We start from the raw sequence: 17,565 nt of genomic DNA, 5'->3' as shown, positions 1-17,565 counted from the left end.
GGCGGTGGTGTTCATCACCCATCAGGTGATGCATGCGATGGCGGTGGGCGACCATTTCGCCGTGCTGATCCGGGGCGCCGTCGCCGCGGACTTCAAGAAGGGCGAGAAGACCCGCGAAGAGATCACCGACCTGATGGCCGGCGGCGCGTCGATGGCCAGCCTTGAAGCCGAGATCGAGGGCTACATGGCTACCCATGACGGCCACCCGCCACCGCCCGCCGAATAGTCTCCTCCCGGCCGCCTGCTCTCCCCCAGCGGCCAGAAGCAGAAGATCCGGGCCGGGTTGCCCCCCGGCCCGGATCGCCATTGCGCAAAGGAAAGCAGATGACGATCAGACTTGCCATCATCGGCGCCGGCATCATGGGCAGCGACCATGCCCACATCTTCTGCGAGGACATTCCGGGCGCTGAAGTCCGGGTGATCTGCTACGCCTCGCCCGACCGAGCCGATGCGCTTGCGACAGCGGTCGGGGCCAAGGTCATGACCGACCCACGGGCCGCCATCCAGCGTTCAGACATCGACGCCGTCGTCATCGCCAGCCCGGACTTCACCCACGCCCCCTTGTCGCTGGCCTGCATCGAGGCTCGGAAGCCGGTTCTGTGCGAAAAGCCGCTGTCGCAGTCCAGCGCCGAATGCCACCGGGTGATCGAGGCGGAAATGGCCTCGGGTCGCCGCTGGGTGCAGCTCGGTTTCATGCGGCGCTACGACCGGGCCTATGCCCAGATGAAATCCGCCCTGACGCAGGGCCGCATCGGACGCGCGCTGATGATGCACAACTTTCACCGCAACGTCGAAACCCCCGCCGCCGATTTCACCGGGGCGATGGCGATCACCAATTCGGCTCCGCATGAATTCGATGTGGTCCGCTTCGTGCTGGACACCGAGTATGCGGCTGTCTCTGCCTTCCAGCCAAAGCGCAGCGACGCGCTGGTCGCCCCTGTCGTGATGGTGCTGGAGACGGTGGACGGCCAGCTGGTGACAATCGAGATCAACAACAACGCGGCCTATGGCTATGACGTGCGCGGCGAGCTGGTCGGCGAGGCCGGATCGGTGCAGATGGCCGCCCCGGTGCAGACCCTGCTCGATGCCGCGCTGGCGCAGTCCGCAGCCTATGACGCGGACTGGCGCGCGCGCTACGCCGAGGCCTATCGGCAGCAGAACAAGGACTTCCTGCGCTTTGTCGCGACGGGGGATTTTCCGGCCATCGCGTCGGATTGCAGGGACGGGCTGGCCGCGGCGCAGGTAGCCGAGGCTGGGGTGAGGGCGCTGAAGGAGGGGCAGCGGATCGCCATACCGGCAACGCCAAGACCCGCGTTTTACGCCAGATAGGGTTCGGGGCCTCATCGGAAAAGGCGCGGAGGACTCCCCGCGCCTTCCGCGCCTCAGATCGCCTGAAGCTTGAAGTCAGACGGAGCCACCGGGATCACGCCCTTCAGAAGCGCGACCGATTTCTCGAGCCCTTCCAGCGAGTTCAGAAGCACGTCTTCATGCTCGATGGAGAGCCAGCCATCATAGCCGCCCATCTTTAGCCGATAGCAGAACTGCCGCCACCATTCCTCACCATGGCCAAAGCCAAGCGTGATGTAGGACCATGACCTCGCGGCGATGTCGGTCAGGCCACCGTTTTCCAGAAGGCTGGTCGTCGCCTGCACCGGGGCGTTCAGGAACGTGTCCTTGGCATGGACGTGGTAGACCGCCGCCCCCAGCGCCTCGGCCGCAATCAGGGGGTCGGCGCCCATCCAGAACAGGTGCGAAGGGTCGAGGTTCGCGCCGATCAGCGGCCCCACAGCCTGCCGCAGCTTCAGCAGCGTGGGGACGTTGTAGACGCACTGGTTGCCGTGCAACTCCAGCGCGATCCGTTCCACGCCTGACACCTTGGCCAGCGCGGCGATCTCGGTCCAGAACGGGATCAGCACCTCGTCCCACTGATAGTCGAGGATTGCACGGGTTTCGGGCGGCCAGCTGGAGACGACCCAGTTCGGCATCAGATCGCCCTTCCGCCCGGCAGGCAGGCCCGACATGGTGCAGACTGTCTTGATCCCCATATCGCCCGCAATGCGGATCGTATCCTTTAGGCACTCGCCCTGCTTCGGATCGGTAGGATGCAAGGGATTGCCGTTCGCGTTCAGGCTGATGATTTCCAGCCCCCGGGTCTCGAAGGCTTTCCGGAACGCCCCGCGCGCCTCGGCGCTGGATTTCATCGCCGGCAGATCGAAATGCGGCGCAGTCGACCAACCGCCGGTGTTGACCTCGACCCCGGACACGCCGATCCGGGCGGCATTGTCCAGCATCTGATCGAACGACTGGCCGCCCAGGCTGTCGGAAACGAAACCGATTTTCATATATCCTCCTCGCATGTCCGCGGCAGGTCGCGGAGGCCCCCAGATAGCGCGCGATGTCCCCGCGCGCAGCCGAAGCCCTGATGGTTTTCGATCACAGTCCCTGCGGCGTGCCCGCCCCCGGCGTGAGACATATCCCGTCGAGCGATGCGGGAGGACCCAGATGACCAGTGACCTGAAGCCGGTGAAATGGGGCATCCTGGGCGCCGCGCGGATTGCAGAGGGCGCGATCCTGCCCGCCATCGCGAAAAGCCCCGCCAGCACGGCCTGGGCCATCGCCGCCCGCGATCCGGCGCGCGCCCGTGCCATGGCCGACCGTCACGGCGCCGCCATGGCTTATGGCAGTTACGAGGCGCTCCTCACCGACCGAGAGGTCGAGGCGGTCTACATCGCGCTGCCGAACCACCTGCATGTCGAATGGGCCCGGAAGGCGGCCGATGCCGGAAAGCATGTGCTGATCGAGAAGCCTGCGGCCCTGCGCGCGGCCGACCTTGAAGCGCTTGCTGATGTCGATCCATCGCTGAAGATTGCCGAGGCCTTCATGGTCCGCCACCAGCCGCGCTGGCAGCACCTGCGGCGGATGCTGGCCGCAAGGGACCACGGCGCGGCCCTGACCTTTTCGTCGCTCCTCTCCTTCCACATGACCAATGAACGGGATTTCCGCCAGACGCCCGAATGGGGCGGCGGGGCCTTCTACGACCTTGGCTGCTACACCGCCATGGCCGCCCGCTTCGTATTCGGCGTCGAACCTCTGCGCGCGATGGCGCAGATGCAGCGCAACGCCGCGGGGATCGACCTCTTCACCTCGGTGATCCTTGATTTCGGCGCCGGGCGGCAGGCGACTTTCATGGTCTCGCTCGCCCAAGCCTCGTCGCAGTCGATCGAGATCGTCTGCGAGCGTGCCTTCCTCACCCTGCCGCAGGCCTATGTGCCGTCGCGGACAGAGCCGAACCACATCGTGATCGACACCTCGACCGACCATGCCCGTTCCGAGGCCCGCAGCGTCGAGTTTCCGGCACTCGACCAGTACGAGGTCGAGGTCACGAACTTCGCCCTTGCCGTCCGCGGACGGGACGTGCCGTTCTACGGGCTGGACGATGCCCGCGCCAATGCCGCCGTGGCCGATGCGGTCTTCCGGTCGGCGACAACAGGAACCTGGGTCGAGATTGGGGAGGTCTGACATGGTCAAGGGAATTGCCATCATCGGCGCAGGCATGATCGGCGCAGCCCATGCCAGCGCCTACCGCCAATATGCGCACCGGTTCAACCCGGCGCCGGGGGTGCTGCACACGGTCTGCGACATGAACGGCATGGCGGCTCGGAAGCTGGCGGCAGATTGGGGTTTTGCCCACGTCGCGACCGACTGGAAGAAGGTGATCGCCGATCCGCAGGTTGACGTGGTCTCGGTCTGCCTGCCGAACTTCCTGCACACCGAAGTGACGCTGGCCGCCCTGGCCGCGGGCAAGCATGTGCTGTGCGAAAAGCCCCTTGCCCTGTCGGCGGCACAGGCCCGCCCGGTGCACGAAGCCGCGCTCAAGGCGACGACCGTCTCCGGCACCGTCTTCAACTATCGCCGCATTCCCGCATTGGCCGAGATCAGGGCGCGGGTCGTGGCCGGCGACCTGGGCCGCCCGGTCCAGATCTCGGTCGCCTTCCAATGTGACTATGCCGCGGACCCCTTGCTACCGCATTTATGGCGTTACGAATTCGCCAAGGCAGGTCCTGGCGCCCTTCTGGACGTGGGAACCCACGCGGTCGACATGTTGCGGTTTCTGTTCGGCGAGGTTCAGGGCGTTGTCGGGGCAGCCTCGAAGATTTCCATCGCCGAACGCCGCCTGCCGCTTGGCACGACCAGCGGTCATGGCCATGTCGCGCTGTCGGACAAGATGGCCGCAGTGGACAATGATGACGTGATGACGGCACTCTTGCGCTTCGCCAACGGCGCACAGGGCACGATGACCGCCAGCCGTGTCGCCGTGGGCAGCGGCAACCGGCTGACGGTCGAAGTCATGGGCACCAGAGGCACCGCACGCTTCACCACCGAAACGCCCAGTTACTATGAGATGGCGCTTCTGACCGAAGGCGGCCCGACCGGGTTTCAGCGCATCATGAACCGGCCCGGATCGCCGAATATCGGTGGCCTGGTGGCCGTGCCGCACGATTCCGTCGCTGTCGGCTACAGCGAGTGGTTCGGCTTCATGATCCACGAATTCCTGACCTGCATCGCCGAAGGCAGGGCGTTCGACAATGGGTCAATCGCAGACGGCTACCACACAGCGATCGTGCTTGACGCGATTCAGAGAGAATGCTGCAACAAGGTCCCGCCACTGACCTGAGAGTTATGATTTCCTCGTTGCATTGACCCGTTTCGAAAAACGGTCGGTGTTGAGCCGTGCCCATCGGCGACGCTCCGAGCACTTGCACCACCTGGATATCCCTGTTCTCCCGAGAAATTGCGATTGCCTGACGCGGGCTCAACCCGCGCGGCTCAAGAATTGCACTTGTCTGCCAGAGTCAGGACTCTTTCGCGGGTCGCGTCCGGAGCATGACGATCGCAGGCTGGGCAACGGCGGAGAAGACGGCTTTCAAGCATCTGTCACAACGGTTGGCATGCCGCCACTTGTCCCTCAGTCGACCGAACATGATCCCGATGCAGATGACTCGCGCCGCATCATCAAACCTTGGGATCACTCAGCCAGCATCGGGGTGCCGGTACTGCGATCTTCTGGTTGTTAACTACCATTGCTCGAAAGTGACCTCGTGCCGCTCCAGGGCTTCTATCTTGTCATTGAGGGGGATATGTTTCATCTAATATATCGAAGCACTCCCCCGACAAAGCAGGAATAGAATGAACATCCGCTACGTCAGTTCCGACAAGGATCAAGCGACCAACAGGGCCCTTGCCAACGTGGCCGAACGCGCGCGGGCCGAGGGCATCGAGCTTGCAGGAACCGTCCAGTCGCAGATTCCGGGAACGGCGCAGGCGAAATGCGAGATCGTGCTGAACCTTCTGCCCGACGGCCCGACCCGCAGCATCAGCCTGAACCTCGGCCCCGGCGTGACCGGCTGTCGGCTGGACCCCGGTGCGCTCGAGGAGGCCGTGGTGATCGTGCAGGAGCGGCTGGCCAGGGCGCAAGGGCTGATCGTCAACAAGTTCGGCAAGCAGGAGGCGGCGGGCCGAGGTCTCGCGCAGCTGATCGGGCAGGCGCTGGCCGAAGGCAAGCCGGTGCTGGTCGGTGTCTCGCCGGACTGGCTTGGCGCCTTTCTGGCCTTTGCCGACGGGGCCGCGCGACCGATCAACGCCGACGCCGATGAGGTGATGGCCTGGCTGCGCACCGCCGTCGGGCTAGTGGCAAGCGATCACTATCCTGCGGTCAGGCCATGCCCGCACCCTGACCGCACCTAAATGGAGCGTCTTGGCGCACAGCCGCATGCTGCAACCTTGCTGACCGCCTGGCAGCTGATGCACGAAATCGAGCCCTTTCCGACGACTAATCGGTCCACCTTGAAATCGCGCTCTTCCTACTTGCAGTCACCGCCCTGCGACTTCACCGCTTCTCGGCAACGCATCGAACGGGCGCGGCCCAGCACCTGCGCCTGGATCGATGGCGACGGCTGACCCGCCCGGTTCGCGCAGCCGAAGTTGCGATGCAACACCATCACCTGCAGGACCGCCGTCCGGTACATCATCGGGCGAGAATCAGCGACCCGTGTCCCATTCCCGGTAGCGCATAGTGGCACAAGTCAGGTGCCTCTCGCCTCGCCACAGCATCGGTGGTCGTCAAATCGCTCATCATGTCGATCATGGCATCCAGCGTTTAGACCTGACATCGGTCAGGGTTCGAAGACCGTGGTATCGAACGACACGCTCAACCCGACGTAGCTGTCGACATAATCGGATCCGTCGTAATAACCAGGTCGACTGCCGTCTCGTCGGTCAGACTATAGGTTACGCCAGAGTCCCATTCCTGCTCGGATGGTGCGTCCTCGATCTCGCAGACACCGTAATTTGCCGAAAGTCCAAACTTCTCAGAGGCCTGATAGGCAACTTCGACATAGGCGTTGCCCAGCGACCCGGCGGGGTCATAGGCCAGATCCAGCGTCGCCGTCAGCTTGTCGCCAATGGGCACGCCTAGGCTGACAGTAAGTTCTCCGCAGCAATCGCCGCCGTCATTCGGATAGATGTATCGCGTATAGCCGAAGTCGTAGGAAAGCCCGGCCGCAGTTTTGTTCCGGTACCCAAGGTAGACATCGAGCTCAGACAAGGCCTCGTCATTCGCGACCTGACCCCAGATACCGGCGTAGAAATGCCTTCGCTCAAACTCCAGATATCCAGAGAGATAGGAAGTCGTTCCTGTATCTGGCCCTAACTCATCGAAGGTCAGTTCGACCTCTGCGCCCCCATAAACCGAAGTCTCCTCTGCAAACGCCACGTTGTCCCGAAGCACAGGACTACCGCGGCTACAGCTGCGAGTTTGCGCATGCATGCCCTCCCCATCGGCCGAGGCAGGAGAATACAACTTCGCGAGTCTGACAAATCCAAGTCAGAGCATACCGACTCAAAGCCGCCGGTCCCGCACGAAGGAGACGGGCGCTTCGCGCATCTTGTTGCACGACTGTATAGTAACCTGCTACGCAAATGGACAACGAACCGAATCGGACCTTGCGCCTTGCGCAACCGTGACGTTGCCGTTTCAAGGAAGGAATAGTGTGGCACTGATCCGCAGCAGCTTTCCGCATGCCGTCACAGTGGTCGAGAACTTGTGGATCCCGCTGCCCGATGGCACGCGGCTCGCGGCCAAGCTCTGGCACCCGGCGGCCGGGCGGTACCCGGCGATCCTGGAGTACCTGCCCTACCGAAAGCACGACGGAACGCGCGGGCGTGACCAGGGGATGCACAAGTATCTGGCCGGGCACGGCTATGCCTGCCTGCGGGTGGACATCCGCGGCTGCGGCGAAAGCGAAGGCCTCCTGCACGACGAATACACCGAGATCGAGCTTGAGGACGGCTGCGACCTGATCGCTTGGATCGCCGCGCAGGATTGGTGCGACGGTCAGGTGTCGACCATCGGGATCAGCTGGGGCGGCTTCAATGGCTTGCAGATCGCCGCGCGGCAGCCTCCGGCCCTGAAGACCGTAATCGCCGTGGGCTTCACCGATGACCGCTATGCCACCGACGTCCACTACATCGGCGGCTGCCTGTCGAAGGACAATATGGACTGGTCGGGGACGATGGTCGCAGGCATGGACCTGCCCCCCGATCCGGCCTTGCACGGAACGGCCTGGCGCGACCTCTGGCTGCAACGCATCGCGGCAAACGACCCCTGGGGTCTGATCTGGATGCGTCACCAGCACCGCGACGCCTATTGGCGCCACGGCTCGGTCTGCGAGGATTTCGGCGCGATCAAAGTCCCGGTCTACGCGGTGTCGGGCTGGGCCGACAACTATTCGGAAGCCGTGCCCCGGCTGCTGGCGGGTCTGGGTCCGGAAAAATGCCGAGCTCTGATCGGCCCCTGGGCGCATTCCTTTCCGATGGACGTGACGGTGGGTCCGGCTATCGGCTGGCTGCAGGAAGTTCTGCGCTGGTGCGACCACTGGATGAAGGGCATCGCGACCGGGATCATGGACGAACCAGCCCTGCGGGTCTGGATGCAGGACAGCGTCCCGCCCCGGACCTGCTATTCGCACCGCCCGGGCCGCTGGGTGGCCGAGGACCGCTGGCCCAGTCCGCGCCTCCGCGACTGGCGGCTGTTCCCGGCGCAAGGCCAACTTGCTGACCTGCCCGAGGCGGGTCACGCCAGCATCTGCTCTCCGCTCTGGGTCGGCGCCGCCGCCGGTGAAATCGGCCGCTATGGTGACGAGGCGGACTGGCCCACCGACCAGCGCGAGGATGATGGCGGATCACTGGTCTGGATGACAGCCCGCCTGCCCGAGACAGTCGAAATCCTCGGTGCCCCCCGCCTTCACCTGCGCGTGGCCTCCGACAAGGCTCTGGCGCTGGTGGCGGTCCGGCTTAACGACATCGCGCCCGACGGTGCCTCGACACGGGTCACGCTCGGCCTCATGAACCTTGCCCATCACAAGGGGCATAACCGGCCGCAACCCCTGGTCCCCGGCGAACCGGTGGATGTGGTGGTCGAGCTGGACGACATTGCCCATTCCTTCCCCGCGGGCCACCGGATCGGGCTGTCGCTGTCGTCAACCTATTGGCCCATCGCCTGGCCTTCGCCGGAACTGGCGACCCTTGCGATCGACCTGGGTAATACCAGTCTGCTGTTGTCCACACGACCGCCCCGGCCCGAGGATGCAGCGCTGCGCGCGTTCGACCCGCCGGAAATGGCCGCGGAATGCGCCGTGGTCGATCATCCGGTGTCTGCCACCCATCCGCGCCGCGTCACCCGAGACCTCCTGTCGGGCCAGATCACGGTGGACTTCCCGCGCTGGTGCTATGACCATGAATATCCAGACATCGGCATCCGGCAGGCCAGCGAAGGCCACGCGCGCTATCAAATTACCGATGGCGACCCGCTGAGCGCGGCAATGGAAACCACCTACCGGGTGGTGCAGACCCGCGCTGATGGCGTCTTCACCCATAAGAGCCGCAGCCGCATGACATGTGATGAAAGAAGTTTTCATTTCCAGGCGGAAACCGTAATCTTGGAAGACGGCCAAGAGATCGCGCGCAGGGAATGGGTAGAGGATATCCCGCGTGACCACCTCTGAACCTCAGCCCGAACGCCAACGGATGGTTGACTCGACGCGGGCGCGAAGAGCAAGGTTTGATCAAATGACCGCTCCTGGCCAGAGGTGCGCATGAGAACCGAGACCGTACCCCTCAGCGGGCCAAGTCCAGGCACCACACGGACCCTGACCCGGCATCACTGGGGGCGGGAAGGCAACCGGCCGAAGGTATACCTGCAGGGCGGCCTGCACGCCGACGAGATGCCGGGTCCGCTGGCCCTGTTTCACCTGATGGACCTGCTCGATCAGGCCGAGGCCGAGGGACAAATTGCCGGGCATGTCGTGGTAGTCCCCGTGGCGAACCCCATCGGCCTCTCCGAATGGTTGCTGCACAAGCCTGTCGGGCGGCGTGACCTGGAAGGCGCGCACAATTTCAACCGGGGTTATCCCGATCTTGCAGCGCTGTCGGGCGATGCACTCGATGGGCAACTTGGACCGGACGCGGAGGCGAATGCGGCCACCATCCGCACCGCCTTCGCCAAGGCCCTGTCCGAGGCGAAGCCGGAAACCGAGGTCGACGAGTTGCGCGTCCGCCTGATGCAGGGCTCCCATGACGCCGACATCGTACTTGACCTCCACTGCGACCACCGGGCGATCATGCATTTCTACGCCTCGACCGCGCGGCCCGAGATCACCGATCTTCTGGGCCGCTGCACCGGCTCGGTCCTGGCGCTGATCGAGGATGTCTCGGGCGGGAATGCCTTTGATGAGGCGCATACCGTGCCCTGGCGAAGCTTGCGCGACAGGTTCGGCGCGGCGGTGCCGATGCCCTGCTTCTCGACCACGCTGGAATACCGTGGACAGGGCGACGTGTCGGACGCGACGGCGGTCCGCGATGCCGAGGGATTGATGGCCTTCCTCGCCGGGGTCGGGGTGCTGACCGGGGGACCGGTCCCTTCCCATGGACCGGCCGAGGAAATGCCCCTGGCAGGCGCGGTAGAATTCATGGCCCCCATCGGCGGGATCGTCAGCTGGGTGACAGCCGCAGGCGACCGCGTGACCGAAGGACAGGTGCTGGGCCATGTGACCGATGCAGCGGCACGGCGCAGGGTGGAGATTCTGGCGCCCACGACCGGCCTTCTGTTCCGCCAGGAACTTTGGACCACCTGCCTGAAGGGCCAGGGCCTCTGCCATGTTGCGGGCACGGAAATCCGGCGGAAGGGCGACCTTCTGTCCAACTGAACCAACCATAACGGGGAGTGACGTAGATGATCGGAAAGGCAGGACGGCTGACGCGGTGGCTGGCTGGTGCGGCTCTGGCGCTTTCGCTGGCGACAGGCCCGGCATTGGCCGACGATACGCTCGACCGCGGCGTGGGGTCGGAATGGGCCTCGCTCGACCCGCAGGTGAACTTCGACTCGGCGGCCGGGTGGATCATGGCGGATGCCTACGAGGGGCTGATCAGCTTTGATCCGGTCGGCAAGATCATCCCCGGCGCCGCGGAAAGCTGGGAGGCGAGTGCCGACGGCAAGACCTACACCTTCCACCTGCGCGAGGGGCTGAAGTGGTCGAACGGCGACCCCCTCGTTGCGCAGGATTTCGTCAACAACGTTCTGCGAACCCTCAACCCCGACACCGTGTCCGAGAAGGGCTACTACTTCTATTCGACCATCAAGGTGAAGGGTGCCGCAGCGCTTGCCAACGGCGAGACCAAGGACCCTTCCGTTCTGGGCGTGACCGCTCCGGATGACCGGACGGTCGTCGTCGAAATGGAGACGCCTGCCCCGCATATCCTGGACCTGATGGGGTCGTTCCAGATGGCCCCCCTGCATTCGCCGAGCTTCGATGCGAACGGTGCGGGCGTGTTCATCGACCCGGCGAAGGTCGTCACGAACGGGGCCTATGTCATCAAGGAGGTCGTGCCGCAAAGCCATGTCCTGCTGGAGAAAAACCCGAACTACTGGGACGCGGCCAACGTGAAGATTCCCTTCGTCAAGTATCATGTGACCGAGGACGTCGGGACCGAACTCAAGCGCTATCAGGCGGGCGAGCTGGACATCACCTACGACATTCCGCTGGCCGATCTGGAGCGCCTGAAGGCCGAAACGCCGGACGAGGTCTGGGTCTTCCCCTCGACCTACCTGATCTACTACAGCTTCAACCTGTCGAACCCCGACCTGCAGAACATCGACCTCCGCCGCGCCCTGTCGCTGGCACTGGACCGCGACGTGCTGGAGAACAAGATCGTCAAGGGCGGCGCGACGCCCAAGCTGAATTATGCGGGCGGCTTCGACCCCGACTACAAGGGCCCCGACATCGCCGAAGCCGACATGTCCCAGGCCGACCGCGAGGCGCTGGCGAAAGAGCTTTACGCCAAGGCCGGCTACGGCCCGGACAATCCGCTGAAACTGTCCATCGCAACGACGGTCGCCGAGATCAACATCCGCCGCGCCCAAGGCGCCGCGCTGATGTGGAAGAAGGTGCTGGGGGCCGAGGTCGAGGTGAACTCGATGGAGCGCAAAGCCTGGCTTGACCTTTTCTACACCGATGACTGGACCATCTTTGCCGACAATCTGGTGGGTGACTTTGCCGGGCCGGAAACATTCCTGTCCTACATGCGCCCCTCTGCGGAACCGGGTTACGGCTGGGAGAAACCCGAATACGACACCGCGATGGACGAGGCCGCGCAGCAGCCGGACAAGGCCACGCGCTACCCCGCACTGGCCAAGGCCGAGAAGATCCTGCTCGACGACTATATCTTCGCGCCGATCTCGATCGAACCCTACCGCCACCTCGTCAAGCCGAACGTCAAGGGCTTCGGCGCCTCAGCGGCCGGCTATCACAACTCGCAGTTCATGACATTGGAGTAGGCAACGGAACCTGCGCGGGATGCTCCGCTTCATCGGAAAACGGCTGTGGCATGGGGGCCTGACGCTGGCGGCGCTGGTGACGCTGACCTTCTTCGTCATGCGGCTGGCCCCCGGCGGCCCCTTCTCGCGCAATCGCAAGATCAGCCCCGAAGTCCAGGCCAATATCGAGGCTGCCTTCCACCTGGACGAGCCGATCTGGAGGCAATTCGGACGCTTTGTCTGGGGGGTGCTGCGCCTGGACCTTGGCCCGTCTACCCGGCACCGCGACTATTCGGTCAACGACCTCATTGCGAGCGGTTTGCCCTACTCGCTCACCATCGGCTTCTGGGCCGTGGTGATCGCCGCGATGGTCGGCGTGGCCCTTGGCCTTGCCGGGGCGCTCCGGCGGAACTCGGCAACCGACTACCTTGCCGGGACTGTCGGCGTCGTCGGCATAGCCATCCCGATTTTTGTCATAGGCCCCCTGTTGCAGGCCACCTTCGCGCTGCGACTGAACTGGCTGCCGGTGGGCGGCATCAATGACGGCTGGCGGTCTTTGGTCCTGCCGGTGATCGTGCTGGCCTTGCCCAACATCGCCTACATCAGCCGCCTCACCCGCACTTCGATGATCGAGACCCTGCGCGAAAACTACGTCCGCACTGCCAGGGCCAAGGGCATCGGCTGGCACCGCGTCCTCTGGCGCCACACCCTGACCGGCGCGCTTCTGCCAGTGATCGCCTACCTTGGCCCGGCGACGGCAGCGATCATCACCGGCTCGATCCTGATCGAGACGATCTTCGCCGTGCCGGGTATCGGACGGCATTTCGTCGATGCGGCGCTGAACCGCGACTACCCGCTGGTCATGGGGATTACGCTCCTTTACGGCGGCATCCTCATCCTGTTCAACATCGCGACGGATGTGATCCGGGCGATCCTCGACCCGAGAATCCGCAATGAGCGTTGATCTCGCCCCGCCGCGCGGCACCTCGACATTCCACCTGCAACTGCGCCGCTTTCGGCAGAACGGGCTTTCCATGGCCTCGGTGGTGGTGCTGGCCGCGATTGTGGTGCTGTGCTTCCTCGGGCCCTACGCCTTTCCCTTCTCCGGCGAGGACGCGGATTTCGACTTCATCTCCGCCCCGGCCGCATTCATCTGGCCCCACCTTTTCGGCACCGACGATTTCGGCCGTGACCTTCTGGTCCGCGTCCTGGAAGGCGGGCAGGTGTCGCTGACGATCGGCTTTCTCGGCGCGCTGGTGGCCGGGGTGATCGGCGTCCTCTACGGCGCTGTCGCGGGCTATGTCGGCGGTCGCACCGATGGCTTCATGATGCGACTCGTCGAAATCCTTTACGGCTTTCCCTACGTGATCCTCGTCATCCTTCTCAGCCTCCTGTTCGGCGGCGGAAACGTCGCCCTCTTCTCGGCCATCGTCTTCACCCTCTGGCTCACTCCCGCGGTGATCGTCCGCGCTCAGGCGCAGTCGCTCGCCCAACGCGAGTTCGTTCAGGCCGCGCGGGCGGGGGGCATGACCGGCCCCGCGATTGTGCTGCAACACATCGTGCCGAACTGCATGTCCACCGTCATCGTCTACGGCTCGCTCCTGGTGCCCGAGGTGATCCTGTCGGAATCCTTCCTCTCCTTCCTTGGCATCGGCATCAAGGAACCGCAGGCCAGCTGGGGCAATCTTATCCAGACCGGGACTGCGGCGATGGACAGCGACCTCCGCCTTCTCCTCCTGCCCGGGGGGCTTCTGGCCCTCGTGCTCCTCTGCCTGAACTTCATCGCCGACGGGCTGCGCGATGCCTTTGATCCCAATGACCGATAGTCTCCTGTCCATACGGGACCTCGGCGTCCGCTTCCGCCTGCCGCAGGGCGAGACGATGGCCGTCGACGGCGTCTCTCTGGATGTGGCACCGGGCGAGGTGCTGGGCATCGTCGGCGAAAGTGGCTCGGGCAAAAGCCAGATCCTTTACGCGATGATGGGGCTTCTGGCGGCAAACGGGCGGGCCTCGGGTCAGGTGCTGTTCCAGGGCCAGAACCTTCTGGCGCTGTCACCCGACCGGCTTGACCGGGTGCGGGGCGACGCGCTGTCGATGATCTTCCAGGACCCGATGACCAGCCTGAACCCTTACATGCGCGTCGGCGACCAGTTGGCCGAGGGGCTGATCGTCCACAAGGGCCTGTCCAAGGCCGAGGCGCGGGCCGAGGCCGTCCGGATGCTCGACCGCGTCCGCATCCCCGATGCCGCCGCCCGCGCACGCCGCTTCCCGCACGAGTTTTCCGGCGGGATGCGGCAGCGCGTGATGATCGCGATGGCGCTGCTGGCGAAACCCCGCCTGCTGCTTGCCGACGAACCCACGACCGCGCTCGACGTGACCATCCAGGCACAGGTGCTTGACCTCATGGCCGAGCTTGCGCGCGAGACCGGAACGGCGATCATCCTAGTCACGCACGATCTGGGCGTTGTGGCGCGGCTCTGCGACAGGGTCGTCGTCCTCTACGGGGGGCGGGTAATGGAAGAAGCCCCGGCAGAAGTGCTGTTCGACGCCCCCGCACATCCCTACACGCGGGGCCTTCTGGCCGCGATGCCGCGCCTGGAAACCGTGCTGACCCCACGGCTTGGCACCATCCCCGGTACGCCGCGCTCGGGCGGCTCGGCAAAGGGTTGCCCCTTCGTCGACCGATGCGAGGTGCGCTTGGCCGCCTGCACCACTGACCGCCCGCCCTTGCGCGATCTCACCGCCCTCGGCCCCGGTCGCCGCGCCGCCTGTTACCTGACGGGGGCCGCGCCATGACCTTGCTGGAGGCACGCAATCTCGGGGTGGGCTACAAGGTGCCGGGCGCGAGTCTGCTCTCCGGCCCGCGCCTACTGCCCATCGTCCACGAGGTTTCCTTCACGCTGGAGCCGGGCCGCACCCTTGGCGTCGTTGGCGAATCCGGCTGCGGCAAGTCCACCCTCGGCCGGGCGCTCCTGCGTCTGATCGCGCCGACCGGAGGGCAGGTCCTGTGGCAAGGGCAGGACATGGCCACGATCCCCGACCTGCGCCGCCGCCGGTCCGAGATGCAGATCATCTTCCAGGACCCGGTCGCCGCCCTCGATCCTCGCATGACCCTCGCCCGCATCGTCAGCCGCCCGCTCGCCACCTTCGAGCCCGGTCTCACCCGCGCCGAAGCCCGCGCCCGTGCCATCGAGGCTTTGGGGCAGGTCGGCCTCTCTGCCGATTTCGCGGACCGTTACCCGCATGAACTGTCGGGCGGTCAGGCACAGCGCGTCGGTATCGCCCGGGCCCTGGTCGGGCGGCCTAAGCTCATCATCTGCGACGAACCCGTCTCGGCGCTGGACGTCTCGATCCAGGCCCAGGTCATCAACCTCCTGATGGACTTGCAGGAACGCATGGGCCTCGCCCTCGTCTTCATCTCGCACAACCTTGCCGTCGTGCGACACATCAGCCATGACGTGATGGTTATGTGCCTCGGTCGCGTCGTCGAACACGCGCCCCGCAGCGCCTTCTACGCCAAGGCCCTACACCCTTATTCCCAGGCCCTGATGCAGGCCGTCCCCGAACCCGACCCCCGGCGCGAGAAGGGCCGCGTCGGCACCGCGCTCGCAGGGGAACTCCCCTCGGTCCTCTCCCCCCCGCCCGGCTGCGTCTTCGCCAGCCGCTGCCCGAAAGCCGCCGACCTCTGCCGCTCCACCCGCCCCGTCCTACGCGAAGTCGCCCCCGACCGCCTCGCCGCCTGCCATTTCATCGAGGGCCCATGACCGACCTCGCCACCCTCTGGGCCGCCCTGCCCCAGCTTTCGAACATCCACGCCAGTGCGGATGGCTGCTGGGCCTTCTGGTGCATGGCGGGCCTGACCGACACCGAGAATGTCTGGTGCGCGCCCCTAGACGGTTCCGCCCCGCCCCGGATGCTGACCGACGGGCGGGACCACTACCTGATCCGCGACGTCGCCCCCGACGGCCGCCGCCTGATCCTCGCCCAGTCGCTTAACGCGAACGAGCATGACCACCTGCTCATCCTCGACCGCGAAACCAAGGCTCTGACCCAGATCACGCCCACCCAGGACACGCACTACGTCTATGGCGGGGTCCTGGCCAAGGACGGCTCGGCCCTCTTCTTCCTCGCCGACTTCGACTACCACCGAAACGAAGTCACCCAAGGCGCCTGGCTCTGGCGGCAGGACCTGACGACCGGCCTGCGCAGCTGCCTTGCCTCTGCCGACAGCCCGCCGCATTTCTACGTCGGCCCCCAGCTTTCACCCGACGGCAGCCGCCTCCTGTGGCACCGCAGCGACCGCGCGCCGGGCGGCTACCAGCTATGGACCGTCCCTGTCGCCGGCGGCGAGTCCCGCAAGGTCCTGGACTTGGGCGAAACGAACAACGTCCTTGCCGCCTGGCTGAACGACGACCGCATCGCCTTCGCCTGCGACCACGACGGGTGCGACAAGATGGGCGTTCTTGGCCTTTCCAGCGGCGCGGTGGACTGGCTCGCCTCAGAGCCGGACCTCTGCCCCCATTCCATCCTCGGCGGAACCGGAGACGACTTCCTCTGCATCCACCACGTTGAAAGCCATACGCGCGCATCGCTTGTCGGGCCGAAAGGCATCCACCCCCTGCCCAACCTCTCCGGCCGCCGCAGCCTCTTGCCTCATGCCGCCCTGCCCGACGGCGGCTGGCTGGCCGAGGCCTATGATGCCGACAGTCCCCACGACCTTGTCGCAATCGCGGCCGACGGCACCTGCCGCGCAATCTTCCGTGCCGCCCCCGAACCAAGGCGCCGCCACACCGCGCCGCAGGACTTTCGCTGGACCGCGCCGGACGGGCGCCCGATGCAAGGCTGGCTCTACCGGCCCGAAGGCCGGCCCAAAGGCTTGATCGCCCATGTCCACGGCGGCCCGACCTGGCATTCCGAGGACTGGGTGAATCCCAAGATCCAGTTCTGGGTCGCACAGGGCTATGCCGTCCTCGACCCCAACTATCGCGGCTCGACTGGCTTCGGCTACGCCCACCGCGAGGCGGTGAAGGAAGACGGCTGGGGCGGGCGCGAACAGGCCGACATCCGTGCCGGGCTGGAGGCCGCCCTTGCCGCAGGCATCCCCGGCCCGATCGCGGTGGCAGGCAATTCCTACGGCGGCTTCTCCAGCTGGTTCGCCATCACCCGCCACGCCGACCTTGTAACCGCCGCCATTCCGATGTGCGGCATGTACCGGCTGGACATCGATTACCACGCTACCGAAATGCCCCATGGCCGAGCCTATTCCGAAGAGATGATGGGCGGCACACCCGAGGAGTTTCCCGAGAAGTACGCCAATGCCTCCCCTGGCCGGTTTGTAGACCACATACGGGGGCACGTCCTGATTGTACACGGGCTGGCAGATTCCAACGTCGGGCCAGAAAACACCCACGCGGCCATCCGGGATTTGACCAGGGCGAAGATTCGGCATGAGGTCCTTCTGTTCGCCGACGAAGGGCATGGCGTATTCAGACGACGGAATGTGGAACGCTATCTGCGAAAAAGCGCAGAGTTCCTTCAAAATGCGTTTCTCGACGTTGCAACGGCACCTGTTTGACGCGTGCAGGCAGCTTTCGCCGATGACATCTTCGCAGAGCGGTTCGCCAGTTGTCCCACCACACGGTTTGACGGCGTGAACCTATCGCAGGAAACACCTTGCGACGGCTTTGTCTCGTCGA

15 protein-coding genes and 1 pseudogene are annotated in these 17,565 nt (G+C 65.1%); 14 read left to right on the top strand and 2 right to left on the bottom strand.

The genetic code is table 11. The features are described 5' to 3' along the window. Positions 1–226: pseudogene (locus JNL31_RS15545) on the top strand (hypothetical protein); the annotation flags it as partial. Between the two features lie 98 nt (positions 227–324). Next, positions 325–1,329, top strand: a complete 1,005-nt coding sequence (locus JNL31_RS15540) for a Gfo/Idh/MocA family oxidoreductase (protein WP_294975122.1) — start codon at positions 325–327, stop codon at positions 1,327–1,329. Positions 1,330–1,382: 53 nt separating this feature from the next. On the opposite strand, the gene JNL31_RS15535 is transcribed toward JNL31_RS15540, so the two are convergent. Then, entirely contained in the window at positions 1,383–2,342 is a 960-nt protein-coding gene (locus JNL31_RS15535) for a sugar phosphate isomerase/epimerase (protein ID WP_294975120.1), read from the bottom strand. A gap of 160 nt (positions 2,343–2,502) precedes the next feature. Here JNL31_RS15535 and JNL31_RS15530 point away from each other — a divergent pair, with 160 nt between their 5' ends. The 4 genes from JNL31_RS15530 to JNL31_RS15515 all read left to right on the top strand — a co-directional run bounded on the left by JNL31_RS15530 (position 2,503) and on the right by JNL31_RS15515 (position 5,958). After that, a complete protein-coding gene (locus tag JNL31_RS15530) occupies positions 2,503–3,519 on the top strand; it encodes a Gfo/Idh/MocA family oxidoreductase (protein WP_294975117.1) in 1,017 nt (338 codons plus the stop codon). 1 nt (position 3,520) lies between these two features. Then, complete coding sequence (locus JNL31_RS15525) at positions 3,521–4,675, top strand: Gfo/Idh/MocA family oxidoreductase (RefSeq protein ID WP_294975115.1); 1,155 nt, start codon at positions 3,521–3,523, stop codon at positions 4,673–4,675. A gap of 512 nt (positions 4,676–5,187) precedes the next feature. Then, positions 5,188–5,745 (top strand): DUF2478 domain-containing protein, encoded by a 558-nt coding sequence (locus JNL31_RS15520; RefSeq protein ID WP_294975112.1) that lies wholly within the window; start codon positions 5,188–5,190, stop codon positions 5,743–5,745. Then, positions 5,746–5,958: a hypothetical protein gene (locus tag JNL31_RS15515; protein WP_294975109.1), complete on the top strand. Its 213-nt coding sequence runs from the start codon at positions 5,746–5,748 to the stop codon at positions 5,956–5,958. It abuts the gene before it with no gap. A gap of 250 nt (positions 5,959–6,208) precedes the next feature. On the opposite strand, the gene JNL31_RS15510 is transcribed toward JNL31_RS15515, so the two are convergent. After that, a complete protein-coding gene (locus JNL31_RS15510) occupies positions 6,209–6,787 on the bottom strand; it encodes a TorF family putative porin (protein WP_294975107.1) in 579 nt (192 codons plus the stop codon). A gap of 262 nt (positions 6,788–7,049) precedes the next feature. Between JNL31_RS15510 and JNL31_RS15505 the strand changes: the two genes are divergently transcribed. From JNL31_RS15505 to JNL31_RS15470, 8 genes are all read left to right on the top strand, one after another. After that, positions 7,050–9,062 (top strand): CocE/NonD family hydrolase, encoded by a 2,013-nt coding sequence (locus JNL31_RS15505; protein WP_294975105.1) that lies wholly within the window; start codon positions 7,050–7,052, stop codon positions 9,060–9,062. A 90-nt stretch (positions 9,063–9,152) separates the two neighbouring features. Further along, positions 9,153–10,262 (top strand): succinylglutamate desuccinylase/aspartoacylase family protein, encoded by a 1,110-nt coding sequence (locus tag JNL31_RS15500; protein ID WP_294975102.1) that lies wholly within the window; start codon positions 9,153–9,155, stop codon positions 10,260–10,262. A gap of 26 nt (positions 10,263–10,288) precedes the next feature. After that, on the top strand, positions 10,289–11,890 hold the full coding sequence (locus JNL31_RS15495) for a peptide ABC transporter substrate-binding protein (RefSeq protein ID WP_294975099.1): 1,602 nt from the start codon (positions 10,289–10,291) through the stop codon (positions 11,888–11,890). 19 nt (positions 11,891–11,909) lie between these two features. Beyond that, the gene (locus JNL31_RS15490) at positions 11,910–12,833 is read left to right on the top strand and encodes an ABC transporter permease (protein ID WP_294975096.1); all 924 of its coding nucleotides are present in this window, start codon (positions 11,910–11,912) and stop codon (positions 12,831–12,833) included. Beyond that, positions 12,823–13,695 carry an ABC transporter permease gene (locus tag JNL31_RS15485; protein WP_294975093.1) on the top strand — a complete coding sequence of 291 codons (873 nt, stop codon included), beginning with the start codon at positions 12,823–12,825 and terminating at the stop codon, positions 13,693–13,695. The genes JNL31_RS15490 and JNL31_RS15485 overlap by 11 nt, the downstream gene beginning before the upstream one ends. After that, positions 13,685–14,665: an ABC transporter ATP-binding protein gene (locus JNL31_RS15480; RefSeq protein ID WP_294975090.1), complete on the top strand. Its 981-nt coding sequence runs from the start codon at positions 13,685–13,687 to the stop codon at positions 14,663–14,665. The genes JNL31_RS15485 and JNL31_RS15480 overlap by 11 nt, the downstream gene beginning before the upstream one ends. Beyond that, complete coding sequence (locus JNL31_RS15475; protein ID WP_294975087.1) at positions 14,662–15,633, top strand: oligopeptide/dipeptide ABC transporter ATP-binding protein; 972 nt, start codon at positions 14,662–14,664, stop codon at positions 15,631–15,633. Before JNL31_RS15480 ends, JNL31_RS15475 begins: the two co-directional genes overlap by 4 nt. Next, positions 15,630–17,444 (top strand): prolyl oligopeptidase family serine peptidase, encoded by a 1,815-nt coding sequence (locus JNL31_RS15470; protein WP_294975084.1) that lies wholly within the window; start codon positions 15,630–15,632, stop codon positions 17,442–17,444. Before JNL31_RS15475 ends, JNL31_RS15470 begins: the two co-directional genes overlap by 4 nt. Positions 17,445–17,565 lie beyond the last annotated feature (121 nt).

It is taken from the genome of Tabrizicola sp. (assembly GCF_016792905.1).
Taxonomy (GTDB): domain Bacteria; phylum Pseudomonadota; class Alphaproteobacteria; order Rhodobacterales; family Rhodobacteraceae; genus Tabrizicola.
This window is presented reverse-complemented; position numbering and strand designations above follow the sequence as displayed.